The organism is Kitasatospora sp. NPDC086791, assembly GCF_040685975.1.
Lineage (GTDB): Bacteria > Actinomycetota > Actinomycetes > Streptomycetales > Streptomycetaceae > Kitasatospora.
In genome coordinates, this window is sequence record NZ_JBFBOC010000001.1 from 300,483 (window position 1) to 320,387 (window position 19,905).

Sequence of the window (19,905 nt, forward strand, 5' to 3'; positions counted from 1 at the left end):
GCACGGTGGTCCGGTGGTCGAGCGCGGTGGATCGGTCGGGCACGGTGGTCCGGTGGTCGAGCGCGGTGGATCGGTCGGGCACGGTGGTCCGGTGGTCGAGCGCGGTGGATCGGTCGGGCACGGTGGTCCGGTGGTCGGGCTGACGGCGGGGCTCAGGGGTTCGGTGCCCGCAGCAGCAGTGCCGACGGGACGCGGTCGGCGAAGCCGAGCCGCAGCAGGCCATGGCCGAGGCCGGCCAGACCGGTGAGCAGTCCGGGCGGCGCGATCCCGCCGGGGGTCGCGCAGCGCGGGCCGCGCCGGACCGCAGCGGTGGCACGGTCCTGGAGTGCCGAACGGTCGGACGTCCGGTGCAGCAGCTCCAGGGCGCCCCACTCGCCGTGACACAGGCTGTGATCGGGCAGCGGTCCGGCGCCCGCGAGGCGCCCGACGACCTCGGCGACGGCCTCGGCCGGCCCCGGGTCCGCCATCGCCTCGGCCCGGTCGGCGACCGCCAGCGCCACCCCGGCCCGGCCGGTGCACCAGGAGACGTCCGCCCCCACGGACGGCACAGCGGCCACGGCCGAACGCAGCGCGGCCAGCCCCGGCCGGCGGTACCGCTCGCCGCCCCCGTCGGAGGCGAAGCGGAGCAGCGCCCAGCCGACCCCGGCCGCGCCGGTGCCGAAGCCCGGCTCCGCCGGGACGGGCGCGGCGGCCAGCCGGTCGGCGCAGGCACCCGCACCGCGCCGGAGCCCGGCCGACGGGCACACCCGGTGCGCGGCCAGCAGCGCGACCAGGCCGCCCGCGGTGCCGTCGAGGACACCGACCGGTTGCTCGGCTCCGGCGGCCCGGACGGTCAGGTCGGCCGCCGGCTCGACCAGGGCGCGCAGCCCGGCGTCGTCCACGGCGACCGCCGTCTGCGTGACGGCGTACAGGATGCCGCCGAGCCCGGCGAAGCCGCCCGAGCCGACCGCGCCCAGGTCCTCGTCCGGGAGCGCGGCGAGGCGCTCCAGCAGCTCCGGCACCGGGTGCAGCGCGGCGAGCGCCGTGTCCGCGTAGCGGTCCGCGCCGGTGACCGCGGCGAGTTGGGCGAGGAACAGGGCGACCCCGGTGTATCCGTGCCCCAGGTCGGCACCGCAGGCCGCGAGCCTGCGGTAGCGCTCGCCGAGCAGCTCCATGGCCAGCCAGTTCGCCCGCCCCGACCCCCGGTGGGCCTGCTCGACCAGCAGGTCGCCGAGCGCCCGGGCGGCGGCGAGCAGCCGCTCGGGAGCGAGCGGTTCATCCCCCGGCTCGCCCGTGTCGCCGGGTTCACCTGTGTCGCCCGTCGAGCCCGGCTCGCCCGGTCCGGCGGTGCGCGGGCCGGGCACCGCGGCGGGATGGGCCGCTTCGGCTTCCGAGGCGCGGCAGGACAGCGACGCCAGGATGATCCGCTCCTGCCCGGCGAGGTCGGCCTCGTCCATCGCCGCGAGGCGGGACGCCACCCGGGCGAGTCCGGGCCGGTCGAGGGCACCGGGGATGCGGGCGCCGGTGCCGCTCCACAGGTCGACGCCGCCCGGGCGCGCGGTGAACACCGGCACGTCGCCGCCCCACAGCTCGGCGACCTCGTGGTCGAGCAGTCCCGGCCAGCCCTGGTCGTCCACGGCATCCGTACCGAGCAGCCGCAGCAGCCCCTCCCGGTCGCCCGGCTCCCGCAGCACGTCGGGGTGGGTCGCCTCGGCGAGGACCGTCGCGTAGACCTGGGTGGCCCGGGTCACCACCCGGACCTCGTCGTCGGCGAAGCGGCACAGCAGTCCGGTCAACTCCCGCCGCCCGGCCAGGATCGCGCGGTAGCCCACGCGGAAGCCGGCCACCAGCGCCTCGGCGTGAGCCGCGGGCTCGGCCTCGACATCGCCCAGCCGGGGGCGGTTGACACCACCGCCCACGACGCCGGGCCGACGGACCAGCCGCATCCCGTCGGTGCCGGCGGCCTCCCAGCCGACCGTCTCCAGCGGCGAACGGTGGCCGGCGCCGCCCCCGAGGCCGGAGAGGTCGAGCGCGGCCTCGTCCCCGAGCACCAGCTGCGGCAGCAGGCCGGTCCGCTGGACGGACGCCTCCAGCGCGCGGCCCGCCGGGTCGTCGGCGGCGCGGTCCTCGCCCTCGCCCTCGCCCTCGTTCTCGGGCAAGGGCGGGTGGAAGAGCGTCTCGACGTCCACCGGCACCGGGTGGTCGGCGCAGGCGATCAGGTTCTCGTGGTGCAGGTCGGTGAGGTCCAGGACGTGCGCGACGGCGAGCAGCGCACCCTGTCGCCGGTAGAACCGCGCCAGCTCCGACGGGGAGGCGCAGGGCCGGGCCTCGACGAACTCCGACCAGCCGTAGCCCGGCCGGCTCACCAGGGCGGGCGTGCGCAACCCGGGTGTCCCAGGGCGGGCGTTGAACCAGTCCACCAGTTCACCGAAGTGGCGGTCGACCGCCAGCGAACGCGGCTTGTAGACCACCCGACTGCCGTCGGCGAAGCCGAGTACGGCGACCCGACGGCCACCCCGGTGCGCATCGCCGGCGGCCCGGTCCACGGCGACCAGCGGCCCCGGATCGCGCCCGCCCCACAGCCGGGCGACCAGCTCGGAGCGGTCGGCGGCGTACCGGGTGAGCACCTCGGCCATCGCCGCGACGGCGTCCACACAGGTCCGGCCGACCAGCAGCGGCAGCAGCGGGTACTCGGCGAACAACCGGGCCAACCCGTCACGAGTACCGACAGCGGCGACGAAGTCCCGGAACCTGTCCTGCGGACTCGCCCCCGCCAGCCGCCCCTCCCCCCGCGCCACCCGCAGCTCCAGCACCAGCGCCCGGGCCGCCAGGCCACCGAGCGCGGCGGCCGTAGCCTCGGTGAACTTCGCTACGATCGCAGGCAGTTCGATCGCCCGACCCACCCCCGGATCGAGCTCGCCGAGCAACCGCCGCCCCGCCAGCTCCGCGAACGGCGCCATCACGACGGCGAAGCCGGCCGTCCCGGGCAGCGGCCCGGCCGGCAGGACTGGCTCGCCGGGCGCAGCGGCGAGGGCGGCCTCGACGAACTCGGCCGATTCGAGGTGTCGCAGGCCCGCGGACTCCCCCGGCATGATGGTCGGCGACCACCGCGGCGAGGCGACCGCCTCCGCTGCTGCGAACGCGTTGTCACCGATCACAGCGCAGAGCCTGTCAGCCCGCGCAACAGCGGCGCAAGAGGCGGGAAACTGCCTGAATTACCCTACCGAGAAGGGACCTTGAGCCCCACCGTCGCCAACCGCGAGGTCGACATCTCGGCCGACGGCCTCACCCCGACCTTGCCGGCAACACCGGCGAGGGCGCGGTGAGGCCGAGAGGATGCTCACCGTCCCCCCGCACGTCCGTCGATCTTCCTCCGGATCGAATCCGTTAGCATGCGTCGTTGGTTTTCGAACACACGGGCTGACCGGCAGTCGGCCCGAGCGCATGGGGGGCATGCATGGCAGATCCTGACGCGGGCTCGGTAGTCGAGGTCACACCGGCTGAACGGGACGGCTGCGGGCAGAGTCGGCAACACCTCGGGAGTCTGATACCGGGCGAGACGTCGAAGCTCGCGGGCGACATGAGCGACGTCGGTACGACGGTCGTCCCGGACGGCCCCGCGAAGCCTTCGATCGCGAAGGCGGCCGAGTAGCCCCGTGGACATCAAGACCCTTCACGACGCCGACGTCATCGGCATCACCACCGCGAAGAACGCCTTCGACACCCTGGCCACCGCCTTCGGTCAGCACAAGGACAACTGGCAGACCGAGGTCATCGACCGGCTGAACCGCTCCCAGTGGACGGGCACCGCCGCCGGCCACGCCCAGGCCCGGATCCAGCTCCTGGAGAACGAGCTCCAAGCCGCCCAGCAGGAGATCGGCCTCGTCAGCAGGGCCCTGCAGGACGCCTACGACGGCTTCGCCGCCGCCCAGGCGCACCTGATCAGCGCCCTCGACGACGCGAAGACCCACAAGCTGACCGTCGCCCCCGACGGCGGGATCACCTGGGACAACGACCCCGCATCCGCGAACTTCGCCGGCACCGACGCCGAGGCGCAGGCCCAGCTGATCAGCAAGCGGATCACCGCCGCGCTCACCGAGGCCGACCACGCGGACCAGACCATCAGCGCCCGGCTCGCCCACCTCGCCACCAACGCGAGCAACGGCACCGGCCTCGACTCCGCCACCGTGAAGGCCGACACGGACGCCGCCAACGCGCTCCAGCAGGTCCCCGCCGCCGCCACCGACCCGAACAGCGTCAAGGCCTGGTGGAACGGCCTGACCGATGACCAGCAGCAGCGGATGATCCTCAACCACCCGGACCAGATCGGCAACCTCGACGGCATCCCCGCCGCCGCCCGCGACCAGGCCAACCGGACCAACCTGAAGAACCTGATCCAGGACCGCACTAACCAACTGGCCAACCTCGGCCCCGAGCCGAAGCAGTACCTGGGGTACGTCAAGGGCGAGCCCGTCACGAACCCCGAGTACGAAAAGTGGAAGGCCAAGCGCGACGCCCTGAAGGAGAAGCTCGACGGCTTCCAGTCCATTCAGGACCGGCTCGACGGCAAGTTCGAAGGTGGTGGCGGGCCGGGCTCCGAGCCGCCGCTGCTGTTGCTGGGGATCGGCGATCAGGGGCAGGGCCGCGCGATCCTGTCCTGGGGCGACCCGGACAAGGCCCGGAACGTCTCCTCGCTGGTGCCCGGGCTGAACAGCAACCTGGCCGGCGCCGGAAACGGCGACGCCATGACGGCGAAGCGCATCTATCAGTCCGCGGCGAGCAGCGCGCGGGCCAACAGCGAGACGCCGAGCATCGCGTCCGTGTTCTGGCTGGGGTACGACGCGCCGCAGTTGGACGGTCCCTCCGTACTCATGCAGGACCGGGCGGAGGAGGGCGGGGCCGCGTACAACAAGTTCCTCACCGGGCTCCGGGCCACCCACGAGGGCGCGCCCGCACACATGACCGCGCAGGGGCACAGCTACGGCTCCCTGGTGGTCGGGAAGGCGACCCAGCACCCCGGTGGCCTGCCCGTCGACGACATCGTCCTGGTCGGCAGCCCGGGCGTCGGGGTGGACAAGGCATCGCAGCTCGGGATCGGCGCGGACCACGTGTACGTCGGCACGGCCAAGTACGATCCCGTCGCGGACGCGCCGTCCCCCGGAATGCTCATCCCCGGCTGGTCCGCGGTCGAGGCGTTCACGAATCCCGACGGGTCGTGGCACGGCACGGACCCGGCGAGCCAGAGCTTCGGTGGGCAGCGCTTCTCGGTGGCGGACGGGACCGTGACCGACTCCCACGACAACTACTTCGGCAAGCACGACAAGGGCGGCGACTCGCTCCCCAACATCGGGAAGATCGTGAGCGGCCACGGGAACACGATCACCAGGGAGGACCCGAGGTGAGGGCCAAGGTATGGCGCATGACCGTCCCAGGAGTACTGCTGGCACTCCTGATCGGCTGGTACGCCTGGCCGGAGCCCGAGAAACCCGCCGTGCCGGTCGAGCAGGCGCAGCACCGGATCGAGGCCGAACTCGCCGATGTCGCCGGGGCCTTCCACCCGGGGCTGCAGTGGGCCGAGGCCAGGTACGAGAGCGACCCCGACCTGACCGGACTCTGCGGTACGTCCGGGTGCAAGAGGACGGGCCGGGCGGAGATGTCCGCCCGCCAAGCGGCCCGAGTCCGGATCACCCCTACCCGGAATCAGGAGCCGCTCGACATCGTCCAGGCACTCTGGACCGGGAAGGGCTACGTGGTCGAGCGCAACAAGGGCTCGGTGGAGGTGAAGGGTTCAGGGTTCAGCCTCCGGTTCGTCTCGGGGGTGGAGGGTTGTGCCGAGGTGTGGGCTTCCGTGTTCAATGTCACCGACATCGGCGATCGCGAGTGGATCGACAGGTTCGGACCGGGAGGGCAGGCCTACGCCGCCACCTGCGCGACGGTCGACGACCCCTACTGGTCGCACTGACACCGCCGAGTTCGACCTCGGCGACAACTGACCTGCGGAAAACCGGAGTTCCCTGCCGGCGCGCTCTCGTCGGCGAGAGTGCGACGGCAGGGAGCGCGTCGGCTTCACGTCACCACGTCGATACGGAACTCCCCCGTCAGCGGACGGGACTCGGGAGGGACTTGGCGAGGGGTGCGATGGCGGGTCAGGCGGTGGGGTTCGGGGGGTGGCCGAGGTGGTTGGTGACGTCGACCACGCCGTCCACGCTGCGGCAGAGGCGCTCGATCGCTGCCGCCTGGCCCCCGCCGCCGGGGCCGCCGGCCAGGGTGACCCGGCCGTCCTGGACCCGGACGTCGACGGTGTCCGGGTCGATGCCCAGGGTGCGGCGCAGGACCTCGGCGCGGATCTCCTCGCGGATGGCCCGGTCGTGCCGGAGGAACACCCGGAGCAGGTCGCTGCGGCTGACGATGCCCACCAGGCGGCCGGCCTCGTCCACGACGGGCAGGCGCTTGACGCGCTCGCTCTGCATCAGGCGGGCCGCCTCCACGACCGTCCACTCCGGGCGCGCGCACACGGCCGGGCCGGTCATCAGGCCCACGGCGGTGGTCGCGCGGCTGCGGGTGCGGTCCCGGGGCGGCAGGTCCGGGGCGAGCAGCAGCCCTGCCGGGTCTTCCTGGGCCGCCTCGTTGAGCAGCAGGTCGGCCTCGGAGACCACGCCGAGCGGGCGGTCGTCGTGGTCCAGGACGGGCACCGCGGTGATGTCGTGCTCGGCGAGCAGCCGGGCGATCTCCTTGAAGCCGGTGTCGGGTTTCACGTGCACGACGGCCGACGTCATCAGTTCTCCCACGATCCGGTGTCGCATGGTCGGTTCGCTCCTTTCCGATCGGCGGCACGGCCGCGCGTCGGTGACGGGGTGTGGGTCAGTCGTGGCGACCACGGCCCGCTCGCCCGGACCGGGCTCGGCGGGCGGGCGAGGCCGGGATCCGGGCTGTGCGGGCGGGCCGGGCCGGGCCGTTCAGTAGTCCTTGCCCGGGGGGACGACGATCAGCGGGCACTCCGCGTGCTCGATCAGGGCGTGGCTCACCGAGCCGAGGAGCAGGCCGCGGAAGCCGCCGAGGCCCCGTGAGCCGACGACGAGGCACCGGGCCCGGGCGGCCTCGCCCAGCAGGGCTCCCACGGGGCGTCCGAACACCACCTCGTGTTCGACCTCGACGCGCGGGTCCCGGTGGCGCAACTCGGCCGTCGCGCTGAGCAGTCGGGACTCGCACCGGCCTGCGGCGGCCGTGTGTGCGGCGGCGGTCCGCCCCGGCCGGTCCCGGCAGACCCGGACCACGCGCAGCACCGCCCCGTGGGCCGCGGCCTGGGCGAAGGCGAGTTCCAGAGCCGCCAGGGAGCCCGGTGATCCGTCCACTCCGACGACGACCAGCGGCCTGGGGGCAGGGGCATGCGCGGCCGGGTCCGCCGTCTCGCGGACGACCGCCACCGGGCAGGGGGCGTGGGCGCTGAGCTGGACGCCGATCGGCGGGAGGGTGAGCACCTGCTCGACCACCGGCCTGCGCTTGGCACCGACCACCAGGAGCGAGGCGTCCGCGGCCTGCTCCAGCAGCCCGCGTGCCCGCGGCCCGTCGACCGTACGGGTCTCGGTCTCCAGCCCCGGGTGCCGCTCCTCCACGAACGTGCGGGCCTGGGCCAGGACGATGTCGCCGCCGACCCGGACGTGATCGTCCAGCAGGCGCGGGGTGTCCTCGTCCGGGTCGGTCTGCGGCCACTTCAGGGCGTGGACCAGTCGCAGCACCCGGCCGGTGCGGGCGGCCTCGTCCGCCGCCCAGGTGACGGCTCCGCGGCCGGCCGCGGAGCGGCCGACGCCGACGACCACGGGACCGGACACGAGCACGGGCACGGGCACGAACATGGGCGCGGGCACGGGCACGGGCACGGCGGGGATCGGTCCGTGGCTGTTCATGGGGCTCCTCCTCGGGTCCTGCGGTGGCTGTCCGGCATGGTCAACTCTTCCTCTCCGCAGCCGTGTTCGGCAGGGTCCACGATGCCCTTCGGGCGGGCCCGAAGGTCCCGGTCCGTCGGTCCCGGTCCGCCCGTGACAGTCCGCCCCGCACGCGTGCCCGGGACGCCGCGGGACCGTCGTTCCGTCGCCGGTGACCAATGGCCCAACGACCCACCACCCGACCCGGGAGCAAGCTGTCGTCCGCACCCCTCGATCGACGGACTCGATCGGCGGACCCGATCGCCCGGCGCCGACCGCCGGGACCGCTGCTCGGCCGGCCGACGGCGTTTCGGTGCACGACAGTTGAGGAGAAAAGCGATGCCCAAGGCCCACCTGGTCGGTGGCGGCATAGCCGCCCTGTCCGCCGCCGCGTTCCTCATCCGGGACGGAGGTTTCGCCGGCGACGACATCCACCTCTACGAGGGGCAGGACGAGGTCGGCGGCAGCCTCGACGCGGGCGGCACGCCCGAGACGGGGTACACGATGCGCGGCGGCCGGATGTTCGAGGCACAGTTCCGCTGCACGTACGACCTGCTGTCCGGCATCCCCTCGCTGGACGACCCGTCGAAGTCGGCCACCCAGGACATCCTCGACTCGCACGAGGAGTCCCCCTGGGACGACACCGCCCGGCTGGTGCGCGCGGGCGGCGAGATCCGCGACGGGCACGCGATGGGCTTCTCCGAACGCCACCGGCTGGAACTGGTCACGTGCCTGGCCACGCCCGAACGGCTGCTGGACGGCAAGCGGATCACGGACTGCTTCGACGAGGGCTTCTTCACCACCGACTTCTGGTACATGTGGTGCACCACCTTCGCGTTCGAACCCTGGCACAGTGCCATCGAGTTCCGGCGCTACCTCAGGCGCTTCATCCACCTCTTCCCGGAGTTCGAGAGCATGTCCGGGATCCACCGGACCCGCTACAACCAGTACGACTCGATCGTCCGCCCGCTCTCCGCCTGGCTCCAGGAGCAGGGAGTCCACCTCCACACCGGCCACCTGGTCGCGGACCTGGCCTTCCGGCACGGGCCGGGCACCAGCGTCGAGCGGATCAACTTCCTCGGCGCGCACGACGACATCCCGGTCGCCGAGGACGACCTCGTGTTCGTCACCAACGGCTCGATGACCGCCGACTCCGTCCTCGGCTCCCACACCGCCCCGCCGGCGAGCCCCCGCACCTCCCGCGACCCCGAGTCCTTCCTGCTGTGGCACCGGATCTCCCGCGGCCGCGACGACTTCGGCCACCCCGCCGTCTTCGACCACCACCCGGCCGAATCCACCTGGGAGTCGTTCACCGTCACCGCCGAGGACCCGGCCTTCGTCGACTGGATGGCGAAGTTCACCGGCCGCCCGACCGGTCGCGGCGGCCTGCTCACCCTCACCGACTCCCCGTGGCTGCTGACCATCGTGGTCAACCGCCAGCCGGTCTACCAGCAGCAGCCCGAGGACGTCTCGGTGTGGTGGGGCTACGGCCTCTTCCCCGACCGGCCCGGCACCTTCGTCAGGAAGCCGATGCGGGAGTGCAGCGGTGCGGAGATCCTCCAGGAGGTCCTCCGGCACCTGACCGTGGACCCCGCCACCGCGGAACGGGTGGCCGGGACCTCGACCGTCATCCCCTGCCTGATGCCCTACATCACCAGCCAGTTCCTGGTGCGCAGCCACGGCGACCGGCCGCAGGTGGTCCCGAAGGGCTCCGCCAACCTCGCCTTCATCGGCCAGTACGCCGAGGTCCCCGACGACGTCGTCTTCACCGTCGAATACTCCGTGCGCACCGCCTGGACCGCCGTCGCGCAGCTGCTCGACCTCGACCGGCGGCCCCCGGCCGTCTACAAGGGCCACCACGACCCGCACGTCCTGGCCGAGGCCCTGCACACCATGCACCGCGAGTGAGCGCACCGGGCCGGGGCGGATGAGGCACGAGAGCGAGGCTTCCCGTCGGGGAGCCTCGCTCTCGTGCGATGCGTCCGTGCGATGCGTCCGTGCGATGCGTCCGTGCGCGCGCCTGCGCCTGCGCCTGGAGCCGGGTCCGGGTCCGGGTCCGGGTCCGAAACCGTCGGACGGTGTGCCGGACGGGTGCCAACGGCAACGGCGCCGGAAGCGGTCGGTCCCGCTTCCGGCGCTCGGCCCTGGCCGGGGTCACGTCCCCACGGCCGTACCGCATGTCACTCGCGTGCTACTGGTCCGCGGGAGTGATCAGGCCGTAGTGGCCGTCGTACCGGTGGTACAGGATGTTGCCGCGACCGGTCGTGGCGTCCGTGAAGAAGACGAACGGCCGGCCGCCCAGGTCGAGGTGGGCGACCGCCTCGGCCGCGGTGAGCTCGGGGACGCCGGCGGTGCTCACCGTGATGCCCGGGACGGCCTCGGGCGCCGATCCGGCCGCGGCCGCCGGGCCGGCCGAGGAGATCCGGTACGCCCCCGTCGCCCCGTCCCGGTAGATGACGCTGTCGCGGCCCGTCGCGGTGTCGGTGTACAGGTGGAAGTCGTAGTCCATCGCCTCCAGTTCGAACACCGCCGCCCACGCCGTCTGCCGCGCGAGGCTGTAGGTCTTGTGCCGCTCGACCCGGCGCTCCTCCGCGTCCAACGCACGGCGCTGCGGACGGTGTTCGTGCCCGGCGGCCGAGGACGCGGCCGAGGCCGCGGCAGCGGGCGCCTCGGCGTGGTGGCGGTGGTGCCGGTGGGTCCGGACGCGGGCGATCCGGGCGTTCAGCCGGTCCTGGAGCAGATCGACGGCCTCCTGCATGGTGGCGGCGGCGACGTGGGCCCGCACGGGCCGGCCGTTGAGGTCGATCGTGGCCTGGGCGATCGACGGCTTGGCGACCGCGTGGTTGGCCTCCTGGGTGAGCTTCACCCGGGCTTCGAGGACCGGCTCGTCGAGGCGTTCGAGCACCGCGAGCAGCTTGGTCCGGGCGTATTCGGGCGCGGCCAGGGAGACTTCACCGCGGGTCGCCACCAGGACCTCGGTGGCGGTTCGGGTCTGCAGACGGGTCATCACAGTTTCCTTTCCGGGTGGTTGTCAGACTGCCGCGCGCTGATCGGCCGGGCCGAGTGCCGAAGGTCCCGCCGGCAACGCCTTGGGTCCCTCCCCCGCGGCCCCCGGCAGTGCGCGGACGGCGGTGCCCGTGGTGCCGAGGATGGTGCCGAGGGCGTTGTCCAGCGGACCGATGGCCGCGAGGCCGCCGGTCCGCTCCGCGAACGCGGCGGCGGCTTCGGCCTTGGGCCGCATCGAACCTTCCGGCAGGTCCAGTTCGCGCAGCCGGTCGGGGGTGACGCTGATCAACGGGCCGGGACGGGTGGAGCCGAAGCGGGTGAACACGTGGGTGACGTCGGTGAGGATCAACAGCGCGTCGGCGTCGAGCTGTTCGGCGAGCAGCGCCGCGGCCAGGTCCTTGTCGACGACGGCCTCGACGCCGCGTACCCGGCCGGTGTCCGGGTCCCGGGTGACCGGGACACCGCCGCCCCCGGCGGCGATCACCACCGCCCCCGTGGCCAGGAGGGCTCGGACGGCCGCGAGTTCGACGATCGCCGTGGGGCGGGGCGAGGGGACGACCCGGCGCGGGTGCGCACCGTCGCGCGCGGTGGTCCAGCCGCGCTCGATCTCCATCATCCTGGCCTGGTGCTCGGTGAGCCGGCCGCCGATGAACTTCCCGGGCCGCTCGAACGCGGGGTCGTGCGGGTCCACCTCGGTGTGGGTGATCAGCGCGGTGACGGCGTGCCCGGGCAGCCGGCCCAGCAGCTCGCGGGCGAGCAGGGTGCCGATCATGCCCTGGGTCTGGGCGCCGAGGACGTCCAGCGGGTAGGGCGCGGTGAGGGCCGGGTCGGTCTCGCTCTCCACGGCGAGCAGGCCGATCTGCGGGCCGTTGCCGTGGGTGATCACCAACTCGTGTCCGGCGGTGACGAGTTCGGCCAGCGACCGGGCGGCGTCGTGGACGTGGTGCTGCTGGATCTCGGCGTCGGGGTGCTCGCCCCGCTGGAGCAGGGCGTTCCCGCCGAGTGCGGCGACGATGCGCATCGTCACTTCCTCCCCAGGGTGGCGACCAGGATCGCCTTGATGGTGTGCATGCGGTTCTCGGCCTGGTCGAAGACCAGCGAGGCCGGCGACTCGAAGACCTCGTCGGTGACTTCGAGGCCGTCGAGCCGGTGCCCGGCGGCGACGTCGAGGCCGACGAGCCCGTGCTCGGCGGCGAGCAGCGGCTCGGCGGCGAGTTCGGCACCGAGGTCGGTACGGCGGTCGTGCAGGGCGGGCAGGCAGTGCAGGAAGGCGGTGTCCGGGTTGCCGGTGGCCGCCAGCGTCTTGGCGTTGACCTGGTAGGGCAGCAACCGGGCGATGCGCTCGGGCCATCGGGCGTGGTCCTCACCCATGGAGACCCAGACGTCGGTGTAGAGGTAGTCCGCTCCGCGCACGCCTTCCTCGACCTCGTCGGTGAGCGTCAGCCGGGCGCCGCTGTCCCGGCCGAGCCGGATGCACTCCGCGACCAGCCCCGGGTCGGGCCACAGGTCCCGCGGGGCCGCGACGCGGACGTCCATGCCGAGCAGACTGCCCATGACCAGCAGGGAGTTGGCGGTGTTGTTGCGGGCGTCGCCGAGGTAGCAGAAGGAGATCTCCCGCAGCGGCTTTCCGCTGTGCTCACGCATCGTGAACACGTCGCACAGGCTCTGGGTGGGGTGGCACTGGTCGGTGAGGCCGTTGTACACGGGGACGCCGGCATGGTGGGCGAGTTCGGTGACGGCGTCCTGGTCGAAGCCGCGGTACTCGATGGCGTCGTACATCCGGCCCAGGACCCGGGCGGTGTCGGCGATGCTCTCCTTGTGGCCGATGTGCGAGCCGTCCGGGCCGAGGTAGGTGGTCATGGCACCCTGGTCGGCCGCCGCGACCTCGAAGGCGCAGCGGGTCCGGGTGGAGCTCTTCTCAAAGATCAGGGCGATCCGGCGGCCGGTCAGGGCGGGCGTCTCGGTGCCCGCCCGGCGAGCGGCCTTCAGGTCGGCGGCGAGGTCGAGGAGGTGGTGGATCTCGGCGGCGGTGAAGTCGAGTTCGCGCAGGTAGTGGCGGCCGGTGAGGTCGACGGTCATGGCAGGTTCTCCCGGGTGTCGGTCAGTTGGCGGGGTCGCGCTGGATCGGGCAGCTCATGCAGCGCGGGCCGCCGCGGCCGCGGCCGAGCTCGGAGCCGGCGATGGTGACGATCTCGACGCCCTGCTTGCGCAGGTAGGTGTTGGTGGTGGTGTTGCGCTCGTAGCCGACGACGACGCCGGGCTCCAGGGCGAGGAAGTTGCTGCCGTCGTCCCACTGTTCGCGCTCGGCGGCCCGCTGGTCCTGTTCGGCGGACAGGAACCGGACCTTGTCCAGGCCGAGGGCCTCGGCGAGCGAGGCGGCGAGGTCGGCGTCGGTCCGCACGTCGAAGCCGGCCGGACGTTCGGGCGCGGGGGTGAGGGTCCAGGAGCGCAGGCCGTCGGCCAGGCCCGGGTAGACGGTGAAGGTGTCCCGGTCGATCATCGTCAGGACGGTGTCCAGGTGCATGAACGCCCGGCTCTCCGGCAGCCGGACGGCGATCAGCCGGTGCGCGGTGCCGGTCAGGAACAGCTGCTGGGCGAGGGTTTCGACGGCCTGCGCGGTGGTGCGCTCGCCCATCCCGACCATGACGACGCCCGGGGCGACGACGTGCACGTCCCCGCCCTCCAGGCTCAGCCCGGGTGCCGTGGTGGTGCCGTCGAGCAGCGCGGGCGCGGTCTCGGCGAACAGCGGGTGGAAGCGGTAGATCGCGGCGGTGTGCAGGCTCTCCCGTCGGCGGGCCGCCTTCGCCATCGGGTTCAGGCTGTAACGGCCGCCGATCCAGCAGGAGTTGTCGCGCGGGAAGAGGTGGTTGGGCAGCGGCGGAAGGGCGAAGTCCTGCTCGCCCAGGGTGTTCCAGTGCAGGCTGTGGGGGCGGTGCAGCGGCAGGTCCTCCTTGAGGACGCCGCCGATCAGGTATTCGGCCAGGGTGGTGCCGTCGAACTGCGAGCACAGCTCCCGGACCGGCTCGACGAGCGCGGGGCCGACGGTGGCCCCGGTGACCACCTGGCCGAGCAGCCAGGCCCGGGCGGGCGGCAGGTCGAGGGTCTCGGCGAGGAGATCGGCGTAGTGGTGGACGCGCACCCCGTGGTCGCGCAGGACCTGGGCGAAGGCGTCGTGTTCCTCGCGGGCGCGCTTGGCCCACAGGATGTCGTCGAAGAGCAGCTCGTCGACGTTGCGCGGGGTCAGCCGGGCGAGCTCCAGGCCCGGGCGGTGCAGGATCACCTGCCGGAGCCGGCCGGCTTCCGAGTCGACACGCAGAGTGGACATCTCGGTGTGCTCCCTTGTTCTCAGTGGAGGTGGCGCGGCGTCAGCGCACGCAGGACGGCGGCGGTGAGGCCGACCGGACGGACGGTGCGGGCCGCCTTCGTGGCGGGCGGTGCGTCGGGGCGGCCCGGCTGCAGGGTGCCGGTCGGCCGGGTCTCGGTCGGCCGGGTGTCGGGGTCGATGCCGGTGTCGGCACCGGTGAGGGTGTCGGTACCGGTGAGGGTGTCGGCCGCCGTTCGGGCGTGCGGCCGCTTGAGCCAGATGTAGACCGGGATGCCGAGCAGGATGGTGAACAGGCCGTAGTAGACGGTCTGGTAGCCGCTGCCCTGGATCGACCAGTAGGAGAAGGCCAGCGCGAGGACGGTGACGGCCGTGTCACGGGCGAGGCGGCGCCGGTCCGCCTGCTCCCTGCCGTGCAGCGCCAGCCAGTACAGCTGGGCGGCGGCCGACACCAGGTACGGGATGACGGCGGTGAGCACGCTCAGCAGCACGATCTCGGTGAACACCCGGGTGAACCGGGTGTAGCTGATCACGGTGAGCACCGAGGCGAGGACGGTCGCCGAGACGATGCCGAAGGCCGGGACCTCGCCCCGGCCGCGGGTGCCGGCGAAGGCGGCCGGGAAGAGTCCGTCGCGGGCGGCGGCCATCGGCATCTCGGCGCAGATCAGCGTCCAGCCGTTGAGCGCGCCGAGCCCGGAGACGATCGCGGCGACGGCGACCAGGTTCCCGGCCCAGGTGCCGCCCGCGATGCTGTTCATGGCGTCGGTGAACGGCGCGACGGAGGAGCCGAGTCGGGCGTGCGGCACGGTGCCGAACACGGCCAGGGTGCCGAGCAGGTAGATCGCCGCGCAGGCCAGGGTGCCGTAGACGGTCGCCCGTGGCACGTTGCGCTCCGGTTCCCGCACCCGTCCGGCCGCCACCGAGGCGGTCTCCAGGCCGATGTAGCTGAACAGCGCGATCGCCCCGGCCGCCGACACGGCGCCCAGCGCCGAGCCGCCGCTCGCGTTGAAGGCCCCGAAGTTGCCGGACCGCACGAACAGCAGTCCGGCCGTGGCCATGAACGCCAGCGGCAGGAACTTCAGCACCGTGGTGACCACCTGGAACGCCCCGATGCTGCGGACGCCGGTCAGGTTGACGATCGCGGGCAGCCACAGGCCCACCAGGGCTATCGCGATCGAGGCCCAGGTGTGGTGGCCCTTGTTGACGAACACCTCGACGTAGCCGACCCAGGCCACCACGATGGCCGCGTTCCCGGCCCAGGCCGTGATCCAGTACGACCAGGCGGTGAGGAACCCGGCGAACTCGCCGAACGCCGCCCGGGCGTAGACGTACGGTCCGCCGCTGCCCGGGACCCGCTCCGACAGCCGCCCGAAGGTCACGGCGAGCGCCAGCGCCCCGAGGGTCACCAGCACGAACGCCACCAGCGCGATCGGCCCGTACGGCGCGAGGGCCGACGGCAGCGCGAACACGCCGGTCCCGATGATGCTGCCGACCACCAGCGCGGTGGCGCCCGGAAGCCCGAACGTGCCGCTCCGTCCTCGTGTTCCGTCCTCCGTCGTGCTCGCCCGCGCTCTGGCGCGATCGTGTCCGGACATCAGGGGCTCCCTCGTCAGGCGTCGACATCGTGCGGATGGGGACCGGCCTTCGCCGCGACCCGTCGAGAAAGATCTTCGGACCGGCGGGCCGCGCATCCCAGGGGCCGACAGTCCCGTTCCCCCGCCCCGGCGGTCCCTGCTTCCCGCGCCCGATGGTCCCGGCGGCTCTCCTCGGCTCCTGCCGGGCGCGACGGGAGATCGGTGCGCAGCCGGACGGCACCCGCGCCCGGTGCCCGGACGACCGGCAAGGAGCGGTCGTGACGACCCGGCCGGTACGGGCGGGGCTCGACGGGCTCACCGCGGCGCGACGCCGCCGCCCGTGTGGGCGGCGCCGGGAGGCATCCGGGCGCGGCTGCGGTCGTTCCGGGCGCCGCCCCGGCGGTGCCTCACTGGTCGTCATCGGCCGACGCGCGCCACCCTCGGGTCGGCACGCTGTTCGGAGGGCCGCGGCGCTCGCCGGAACCGGCGGCGGGCCGCCTCGGCGTCGGTTCCGAGGCGGCCCGCCCGAGCGTCGGCCGCTTCCGGGGGGCCTCAGCACAATGAATGTTAGCAGTTGCTAAGATTGGCAACTGCGAGGAAGGGAATCGGGCTGCGTTCCACCGTGCCGGTGTGTGCGGGCGCCGCTCGCTCCGTTCGTGGTGCCGCACGCCCCGGGGCCGCATACCCCGGGGCGGTCGGCAGCAAGCGGCGGGATCCGTAAACGCGGGTCGGGCATCCCGGGCCCCAGCCACCGATGGGTCGTCGGGGCCTCGCGTTCGCTCGCCGCCACCCCGGGTGTGCTGGACAGGGGTGGCGGCGAGCATCCTCCGGTGGTCGCGACAGGTCGACGGCGGCGGCCCGGCGCGGGCGTCCGGCGCTTGCAGCCGTGTCTGCGGCTCCGGCGGCTCCGGCGGCTCCGGCGGCGAGATGATCTACGTGTCGGCGGGATTGCTAGAGTCGTCGGTGTTGATGTCCCGCCTGACCAGCACCTGAGGGGAATGGTGAGCCCGGTGAATGCCGACGCCCCACGCCAGCCGTCGGTCGTCACCGTGCCGCTCTACCAGCACAAGGCCGAGTTCTTCAAGACGCTCGGCCACCCCGTCCGCATCCGGGTCCTGGAGCTGCTGAGCGAGCACGAGCAGGCCGTCGCGGACCTGCTTCCCGAGGTCGGCGTCGAGGCCGCCCACCTGTCCCAGCAGCTCGCGATCCTGCGCCGCACCGGACTGGTCACCTCCCGCCGGGAGGGCGCCGGCGTCTACTACCGGCTGACCACCCCCGAGGTCGCCGATCTCCTGGCGGTCGCCCGGTCCATCCTCGGCGCGCTCCTGACCGACCGGGCCGGGCTCCTCGACGAACTCCGCACCGAGGCCGGCCCGGTGCGCCACCCCAAGGCGTAACCCCGCGTCCGCGTGGGCGGGAGCGGATGGGGCACCGCGCCCCGAGCGGGGCGCTCCGAGGCCCCTGTCGGCTCAGTGCCGGTTGCCGAGGGCGAAGAGCAGGATCACGAACCCGGCGAACAGGTGGGTGCCGAGGATGTAGATCCCGGCACGGATCAGCATGGCCTTGCGGCGCTTCTTCTCGTCGCTGACGCCGTTGCTGACGCCGTCGTTGACGCCGTTGCCGACGCTGTCGCTCACCGGGACTCCTGGGTGGGGGTGGGGGCACGCTCGGGTCGGGGCCGGGGGCGGATGTGGAGGCGCCGGCCGGTCACGGCGGCCTCGGCGAGGACGGCCCGCAGAGTCGGCAGGTCGACGCTCTCCGGCGGCCCAGGGGTGCCCCGGTCGTCGTCGTAGGGCGTGACGGTGAAGCGCACGCTGGACCTCAATCCACAGTCGTGGTAGGTGAGTTCAGGGGTGGGTCGAGCGGCAGCCGGACCCGCACGGTCTTGCCGCCCTCGGGGGCGGGCTCGATCGTCAGGTCGCCGCCGAGGTGCCGGGCGAGGTCCGCGACGGCGGCCAGGCCGCTCTCCCCGCCCGGCCCCGGGAGCGGCAGGTCGAGCAGGCGCGGGTGACCGTCCCGGACGGCGACCTCCAGGCCGTCATCGCCGACGGCCAGCCACAGTTCGAAGTACGGGGACCGCTCCGCGGCATGCCGAACCACGTTGGCGGCCAGTTCGGTGACCGCGAAGACCGCGACGTCGTGGACCGTGGACTTCGGCGGCACCCGCCACGAGGTGAGGAGGGTCACCGTGATCCGGCGGACGACCTTGGCCGCGGCCCAGGTGCTGGCCAGGCTCATCCGGTACTGCCGTCGGTGGCCGACCGGTCGGGGTGGCGTGGCGGAGGTGTGGCCGTGCTGCCTGCGGTCCCTCCAGCGCCGGATCATCGGGGTTCCTCGGCGAGCGTCATCGGGGTTCCTCGGCGAGCGTGGTCAACGGCCCGCCTCCGCGGTGGCGACATCCCCCGCCGGGCGGCCCGCCGGGGCGGCGGCACCGTACAGGTGGGTGCGGGCGTGGGCGATGGCGTCCGGGGTCGCCGCGAAAACGTGGCCCTCGGCGCGAAGCCGGTCGAGGGTGCCGAGGGCGTCGAGCGTGCGGTGGTGTTCGTCGCGGATGCCGGAGACCAGGACGAGCGTGCCGCGGCGCTGCAGCTTGGTGATCGCGTCGCCGAGGACGGTGGCACCGCTGGCGTCGATCGCGCTGACCCTGGACATCCGCAGGATGACGACCCTGACCTCGGCCGATTCGGTGAGCTCCAGCAGGAAGCGGTGCGCGGCGGCGAACAGCAGCGGGCCGTCGATCCGGTAGGCGACGATGTGCTCGGCGAGCAGTGCCCGCTCCTCCTCGTGGTGGTCGGCCGGGGGAACGCCCTCGTGCAGCGGGACCTGCTCCACCCTGGCCGCCTTCGCGACGGCCGCGAGCGCCAGGACGCCGGCCACCAGCAGGCCGATCACGACGGCGGTGACCAGGTCGAAGGCCAGGGTGGCGGCGGCGGTCAGGATCATCACGGCCGCCTCGCCCCGCCCGGTCCGGGCCAGCGCCCGCAGCGAGCCGACCTCGACCATGCGGACGGCGGTGGCGATCAGCACCCCGGCCAGGGCCGCCAGCGGGACCCCGGCGACCAGCGGGGCGGCGGCGAAGACGATCACCGCCAGCACGGCCGCATGGACCAGCGCGGCGAGCCGGGAGGCCGCACCCGAACGGACGTTGACGGCGGTGCGGGCGATCGCCCCGGTCGCGGCGACGCCGCCGAACAGCGGGGCGACCAGGTTGGCCAGCCCCTGGCCGAACAGTTCGCGGTCGCTGTCGTGGCGCTCGGAGACGCTCATCGCGTCCGCGGCCGTCGCCGACATCAGCGATTCCAGCGCGGCCAGGGCGGCCACGGCCAGGGCCGAGGGCAGCAGCGCGGGGACGGCGGAGAGGTCGAGGAAGCCGAGCGAGGGTGCCGGGAGGCCCGCGGGCAGGTGGCCGATGGTGGCGACCGGCAGGTCGGCGAGCTTGGTGAGGACGGTCGCCGCGACGACGGCGATCAGCGAGAACGGCAGCGCGGGCCGCAGCCGGACGCCGATCAGCATCACGGCCGCCACCGCGAGGGCCTCGCCGACGGCCGCCCAGTGCGGCGCGGCGGCGAACTCGCCCACCGCCCGCGCGGCGACGACGGCCGGGTTGTCGCCCTCGGGCTTGCGGACGCCGAGCGCGCCCGGCACCTGCTGGAGCGCGATGACCCCGGCGATGCCGACGGTGAAGCCCTCCACCACGGGCACCGGGACGTACGCCATCCACCGCCCGGCCCGGGCCAGGGCGAGGGCCACCAGCAGCACCCCGGCGAGCAGGCCGACGGTCAGTACGCCGGCGGTGCCGTGGCGGGCGACGATCGGGACCAGGACGACGGTCATCGCCCCGGTCGGCCCGGACACCTGGAAGTCGGAGCCGCCGAAGACCGCGGCGAGCGCCCCGGCGACGACCGCCGTGGCCAGGCCCGCCTCGGCGCCCGCGCCGGAGGAGATGCCGAAACCCAGGGCCAGCGGCAGCGCGACGACCGCCACGGTGAGGCCGGCCACCAGGTCCCGGCGCGGGGACCGTCCCATCGTGGCCAGGATCGGCCGGGTCGGCAGGACCGCACGCACCCGACGCGTGACGGTGTTCACGACCGGACCGAGGGTG

Annotated in this window: 16 protein-coding genes; 4 read left to right on the top strand and 12 right to left on the bottom strand. The window is 73.7% G+C overall.

The annotated features are described in order from the left end of the window. Positions 1-152: 152 nt before the first annotated feature. Positions 153-3,137 carry a type 2 lanthipeptide synthetase LanM family protein gene (locus tag AB0Q99_RS01165; RefSeq protein WP_363567181.1) on the bottom strand — a complete coding sequence of 995 codons (2,985 nt, stop codon included), beginning with the start codon at positions 3,135-3,137 and terminating at the stop codon, positions 153-155. Between the two features lie 498 nt (positions 3,138-3,635). Between AB0Q99_RS01165 and AB0Q99_RS01170 the strand changes: the two genes are divergently transcribed. Together AB0Q99_RS01170 and AB0Q99_RS01175 are read left to right on the top strand one after the other, a co-directional pair. Further along, positions 3,636-5,381, top strand: coding sequence for an alpha/beta hydrolase (locus tag AB0Q99_RS01170; RefSeq protein WP_363567183.1), 1,746 nt, complete (start codon positions 3,636-3,638; stop codon positions 5,379-5,381). 17 nt (positions 5,382-5,398) lie between these two features. Then, entirely contained in the window at positions 5,399-5,941 is a 543-nt protein-coding gene (locus AB0Q99_RS01175) for a hypothetical protein (RefSeq protein ID WP_363567185.1), read from the top strand. Between the two features lie 184 nt (positions 5,942-6,125). Here the strand turns inward: AB0Q99_RS01175 and AB0Q99_RS01180 are convergent, their stop codons facing one another. Both AB0Q99_RS01180 and AB0Q99_RS01185 read right to left on the bottom strand, forming a co-directional pair. Continuing rightward, the gene (locus AB0Q99_RS01180) at positions 6,126-6,782 is read right to left on the bottom strand and encodes a CBS domain-containing protein (protein WP_363567186.1); all 657 of its coding nucleotides are present in this window, start codon (positions 6,780-6,782) and stop codon (positions 6,126-6,128) included. Between the two features lie 153 nt (positions 6,783-6,935). Next, on the bottom strand, positions 6,936-7,883 hold the full coding sequence (locus AB0Q99_RS01185; RefSeq protein WP_363567188.1) for a universal stress protein: 948 nt from the start codon (positions 7,881-7,883) through the stop codon (positions 6,936-6,938). A gap of 357 nt (positions 7,884-8,240) precedes the next feature. Here AB0Q99_RS01185 and AB0Q99_RS01190 point away from each other — a divergent pair, with 357 nt between their 5' ends. Next, positions 8,241-9,809 (top strand): oleate hydratase, encoded by a 1,569-nt coding sequence (locus tag AB0Q99_RS01190; RefSeq protein ID WP_363567190.1) that lies wholly within the window; start codon positions 8,241-8,243, stop codon positions 9,807-9,809. A gap of 283 nt (positions 9,810-10,092) precedes the next feature. Here AB0Q99_RS01190 and AB0Q99_RS01195 read toward each other — a convergent pair whose 3' ends face one another. From AB0Q99_RS01195 to AB0Q99_RS01215, 5 genes are read right to left on the bottom strand one after another with little or no spacing between them, the layout of a single operon-like run. After that, positions 10,093-10,908 carry an HPF/RaiA family ribosome-associated protein gene (locus AB0Q99_RS01195; RefSeq protein WP_363567192.1) on the bottom strand — a complete coding sequence of 272 codons (816 nt, stop codon included), beginning with the start codon at positions 10,906-10,908 and terminating at the stop codon, positions 10,093-10,095. A gap of 24 nt (positions 10,909-10,932) precedes the next feature. Beyond that, a complete protein-coding gene (locus AB0Q99_RS01200) occupies positions 10,933-11,928 on the bottom strand; it encodes a carbamate kinase (protein ID WP_363567194.1) in 996 nt (331 codons plus the stop codon). A 2-nt stretch (positions 11,929-11,930) separates the two neighbouring features. Beyond that, positions 11,931-12,986, bottom strand: coding sequence for an ornithine carbamoyltransferase (argF, locus tag AB0Q99_RS01205; protein ID WP_363567196.1), 1,056 nt, complete (start codon positions 12,984-12,986; stop codon positions 11,931-11,933). 22 nt (positions 12,987-13,008) lie between these two features. Next, positions 13,009-14,232 (bottom strand): arginine deiminase, encoded by a 1,224-nt coding sequence (locus AB0Q99_RS01210; protein WP_363567198.1) that lies wholly within the window; start codon positions 14,230-14,232, stop codon positions 13,009-13,011. 20 nt (positions 14,233-14,252) lie between these two features. Further along, positions 14,253-15,824: an amino acid permease gene (locus AB0Q99_RS01215; RefSeq protein WP_363567199.1), complete on the bottom strand. Its 1,572-nt coding sequence runs from the start codon at positions 15,822-15,824 to the stop codon at positions 14,253-14,255. 989 nt (positions 15,825-16,813) lie between these two features. Here AB0Q99_RS01215 and AB0Q99_RS01220 point away from each other — a divergent pair. After that, positions 16,814-17,200 (top strand): metalloregulator ArsR/SmtB family transcription factor, encoded by a 387-nt coding sequence (locus AB0Q99_RS01220; RefSeq protein ID WP_363567201.1) that lies wholly within the window; start codon positions 16,814-16,816, stop codon positions 17,198-17,200. A gap of 72 nt (positions 17,201-17,272) precedes the next feature. Here the strand turns inward: AB0Q99_RS01220 and AB0Q99_RS01225 are convergent, their stop codons facing one another. The 4 genes from AB0Q99_RS01225 to AB0Q99_RS01240 are packed head-to-tail and all read right to left on the bottom strand — an operon-like array spanning position 17,273 to position 19,829. After that, positions 17,273-17,440: a DUF6126 family protein gene (locus AB0Q99_RS01225; RefSeq protein WP_363567203.1), complete on the bottom strand. Its 168-nt coding sequence runs from the start codon at positions 17,438-17,440 to the stop codon at positions 17,273-17,275. Continuing rightward, positions 17,437-17,616 (bottom strand): hypothetical protein, encoded by a 180-nt coding sequence (locus AB0Q99_RS01230; RefSeq protein WP_363567205.1) that lies wholly within the window; start codon positions 17,614-17,616, stop codon positions 17,437-17,439. The genes AB0Q99_RS01225 and AB0Q99_RS01230 overlap by 4 nt, the downstream gene beginning before the upstream one ends. An 8-nt stretch (positions 17,617-17,624) precedes the next feature. Further along, positions 17,625-18,128 (bottom strand): ATP-binding protein, encoded by a 504-nt coding sequence (locus AB0Q99_RS01235; protein ID WP_363567207.1) that lies wholly within the window; start codon positions 18,126-18,128, stop codon positions 17,625-17,627. A gap of 45 nt (positions 18,129-18,173) precedes the next feature. Continuing rightward, entirely contained in the window at positions 18,174-19,829 is a 1,656-nt protein-coding gene (locus AB0Q99_RS01240) for a SulP family inorganic anion transporter (protein ID WP_363567209.1), read from the bottom strand. Between the last annotated feature and the right edge of the window lie 76 nt (positions 19,830-19,905).

Coding starts and splice junctions, on each gene's coding strand:
- AB0Q99_RS01175 (WP_363567185.1), top strand. CDS start 5,399: ATGACCGTCCCAGGAGTACTGCTGGCACTCCTGATCGGCTGGTACGCC.
- AB0Q99_RS01180 (WP_363567186.1), bottom strand. CDS start 6,782: ATGCGACACCGGATCGTGGGAGAACTGATGACGTCGGCCGTCGTGCAC.
- AB0Q99_RS01185 (WP_363567188.1), bottom strand. CDS start 7,883: ATGAACAGCCACGGACCGATCCCCGCCGTGCCCGTGCCCGTGCCCGCG.
- AB0Q99_RS01190 (WP_363567190.1), top strand. CDS start 8,241: ATGCCCAAGGCCCACCTGGTCGGTGGCGGCATAGCCGCCCTGTCCGCC.
- AB0Q99_RS01195 (WP_363567192.1), bottom strand. CDS start 10,908: ATGACCCGTCTGCAGACCCGAACCGCCACCGAGGTCCTGGTGGCGACC.
- AB0Q99_RS01200 (WP_363567194.1), bottom strand. CDS start 11,928: ATGCGCATCGTCGCCGCACTCGGCGGGAACGCCCTGCTCCAGCGGGGC.
- argF (WP_363567196.1), bottom strand. CDS start 12,986: ATGACCGTCGACCTCACCGGCCGCCACTACCTGCGCGAACTCGACTTC.
- AB0Q99_RS01210 (WP_363567198.1), bottom strand. CDS start 14,232: ATGTCCACTCTGCGTGTCGACTCGGAAGCCGGCCGGCTCCGGCAGGTG.
- AB0Q99_RS01215 (WP_363567199.1), bottom strand. CDS start 15,824: ATGTCCGGACACGATCGCGCCAGAGCGCGGGCGAGCACGACGGAGGAC.
- AB0Q99_RS01235 (WP_363567207.1), bottom strand. CDS start 18,128: ATGATCCGGCGCTGGAGGGACCGCAGGCAGCACGGCCACACCTCCGCC.
- AB0Q99_RS01240 (WP_363567209.1), bottom strand. CDS start 19,829: ATGGGACGGTCCCCGCGCCGGGACCTGGTGGCCGGCCTCACCGTGGCG.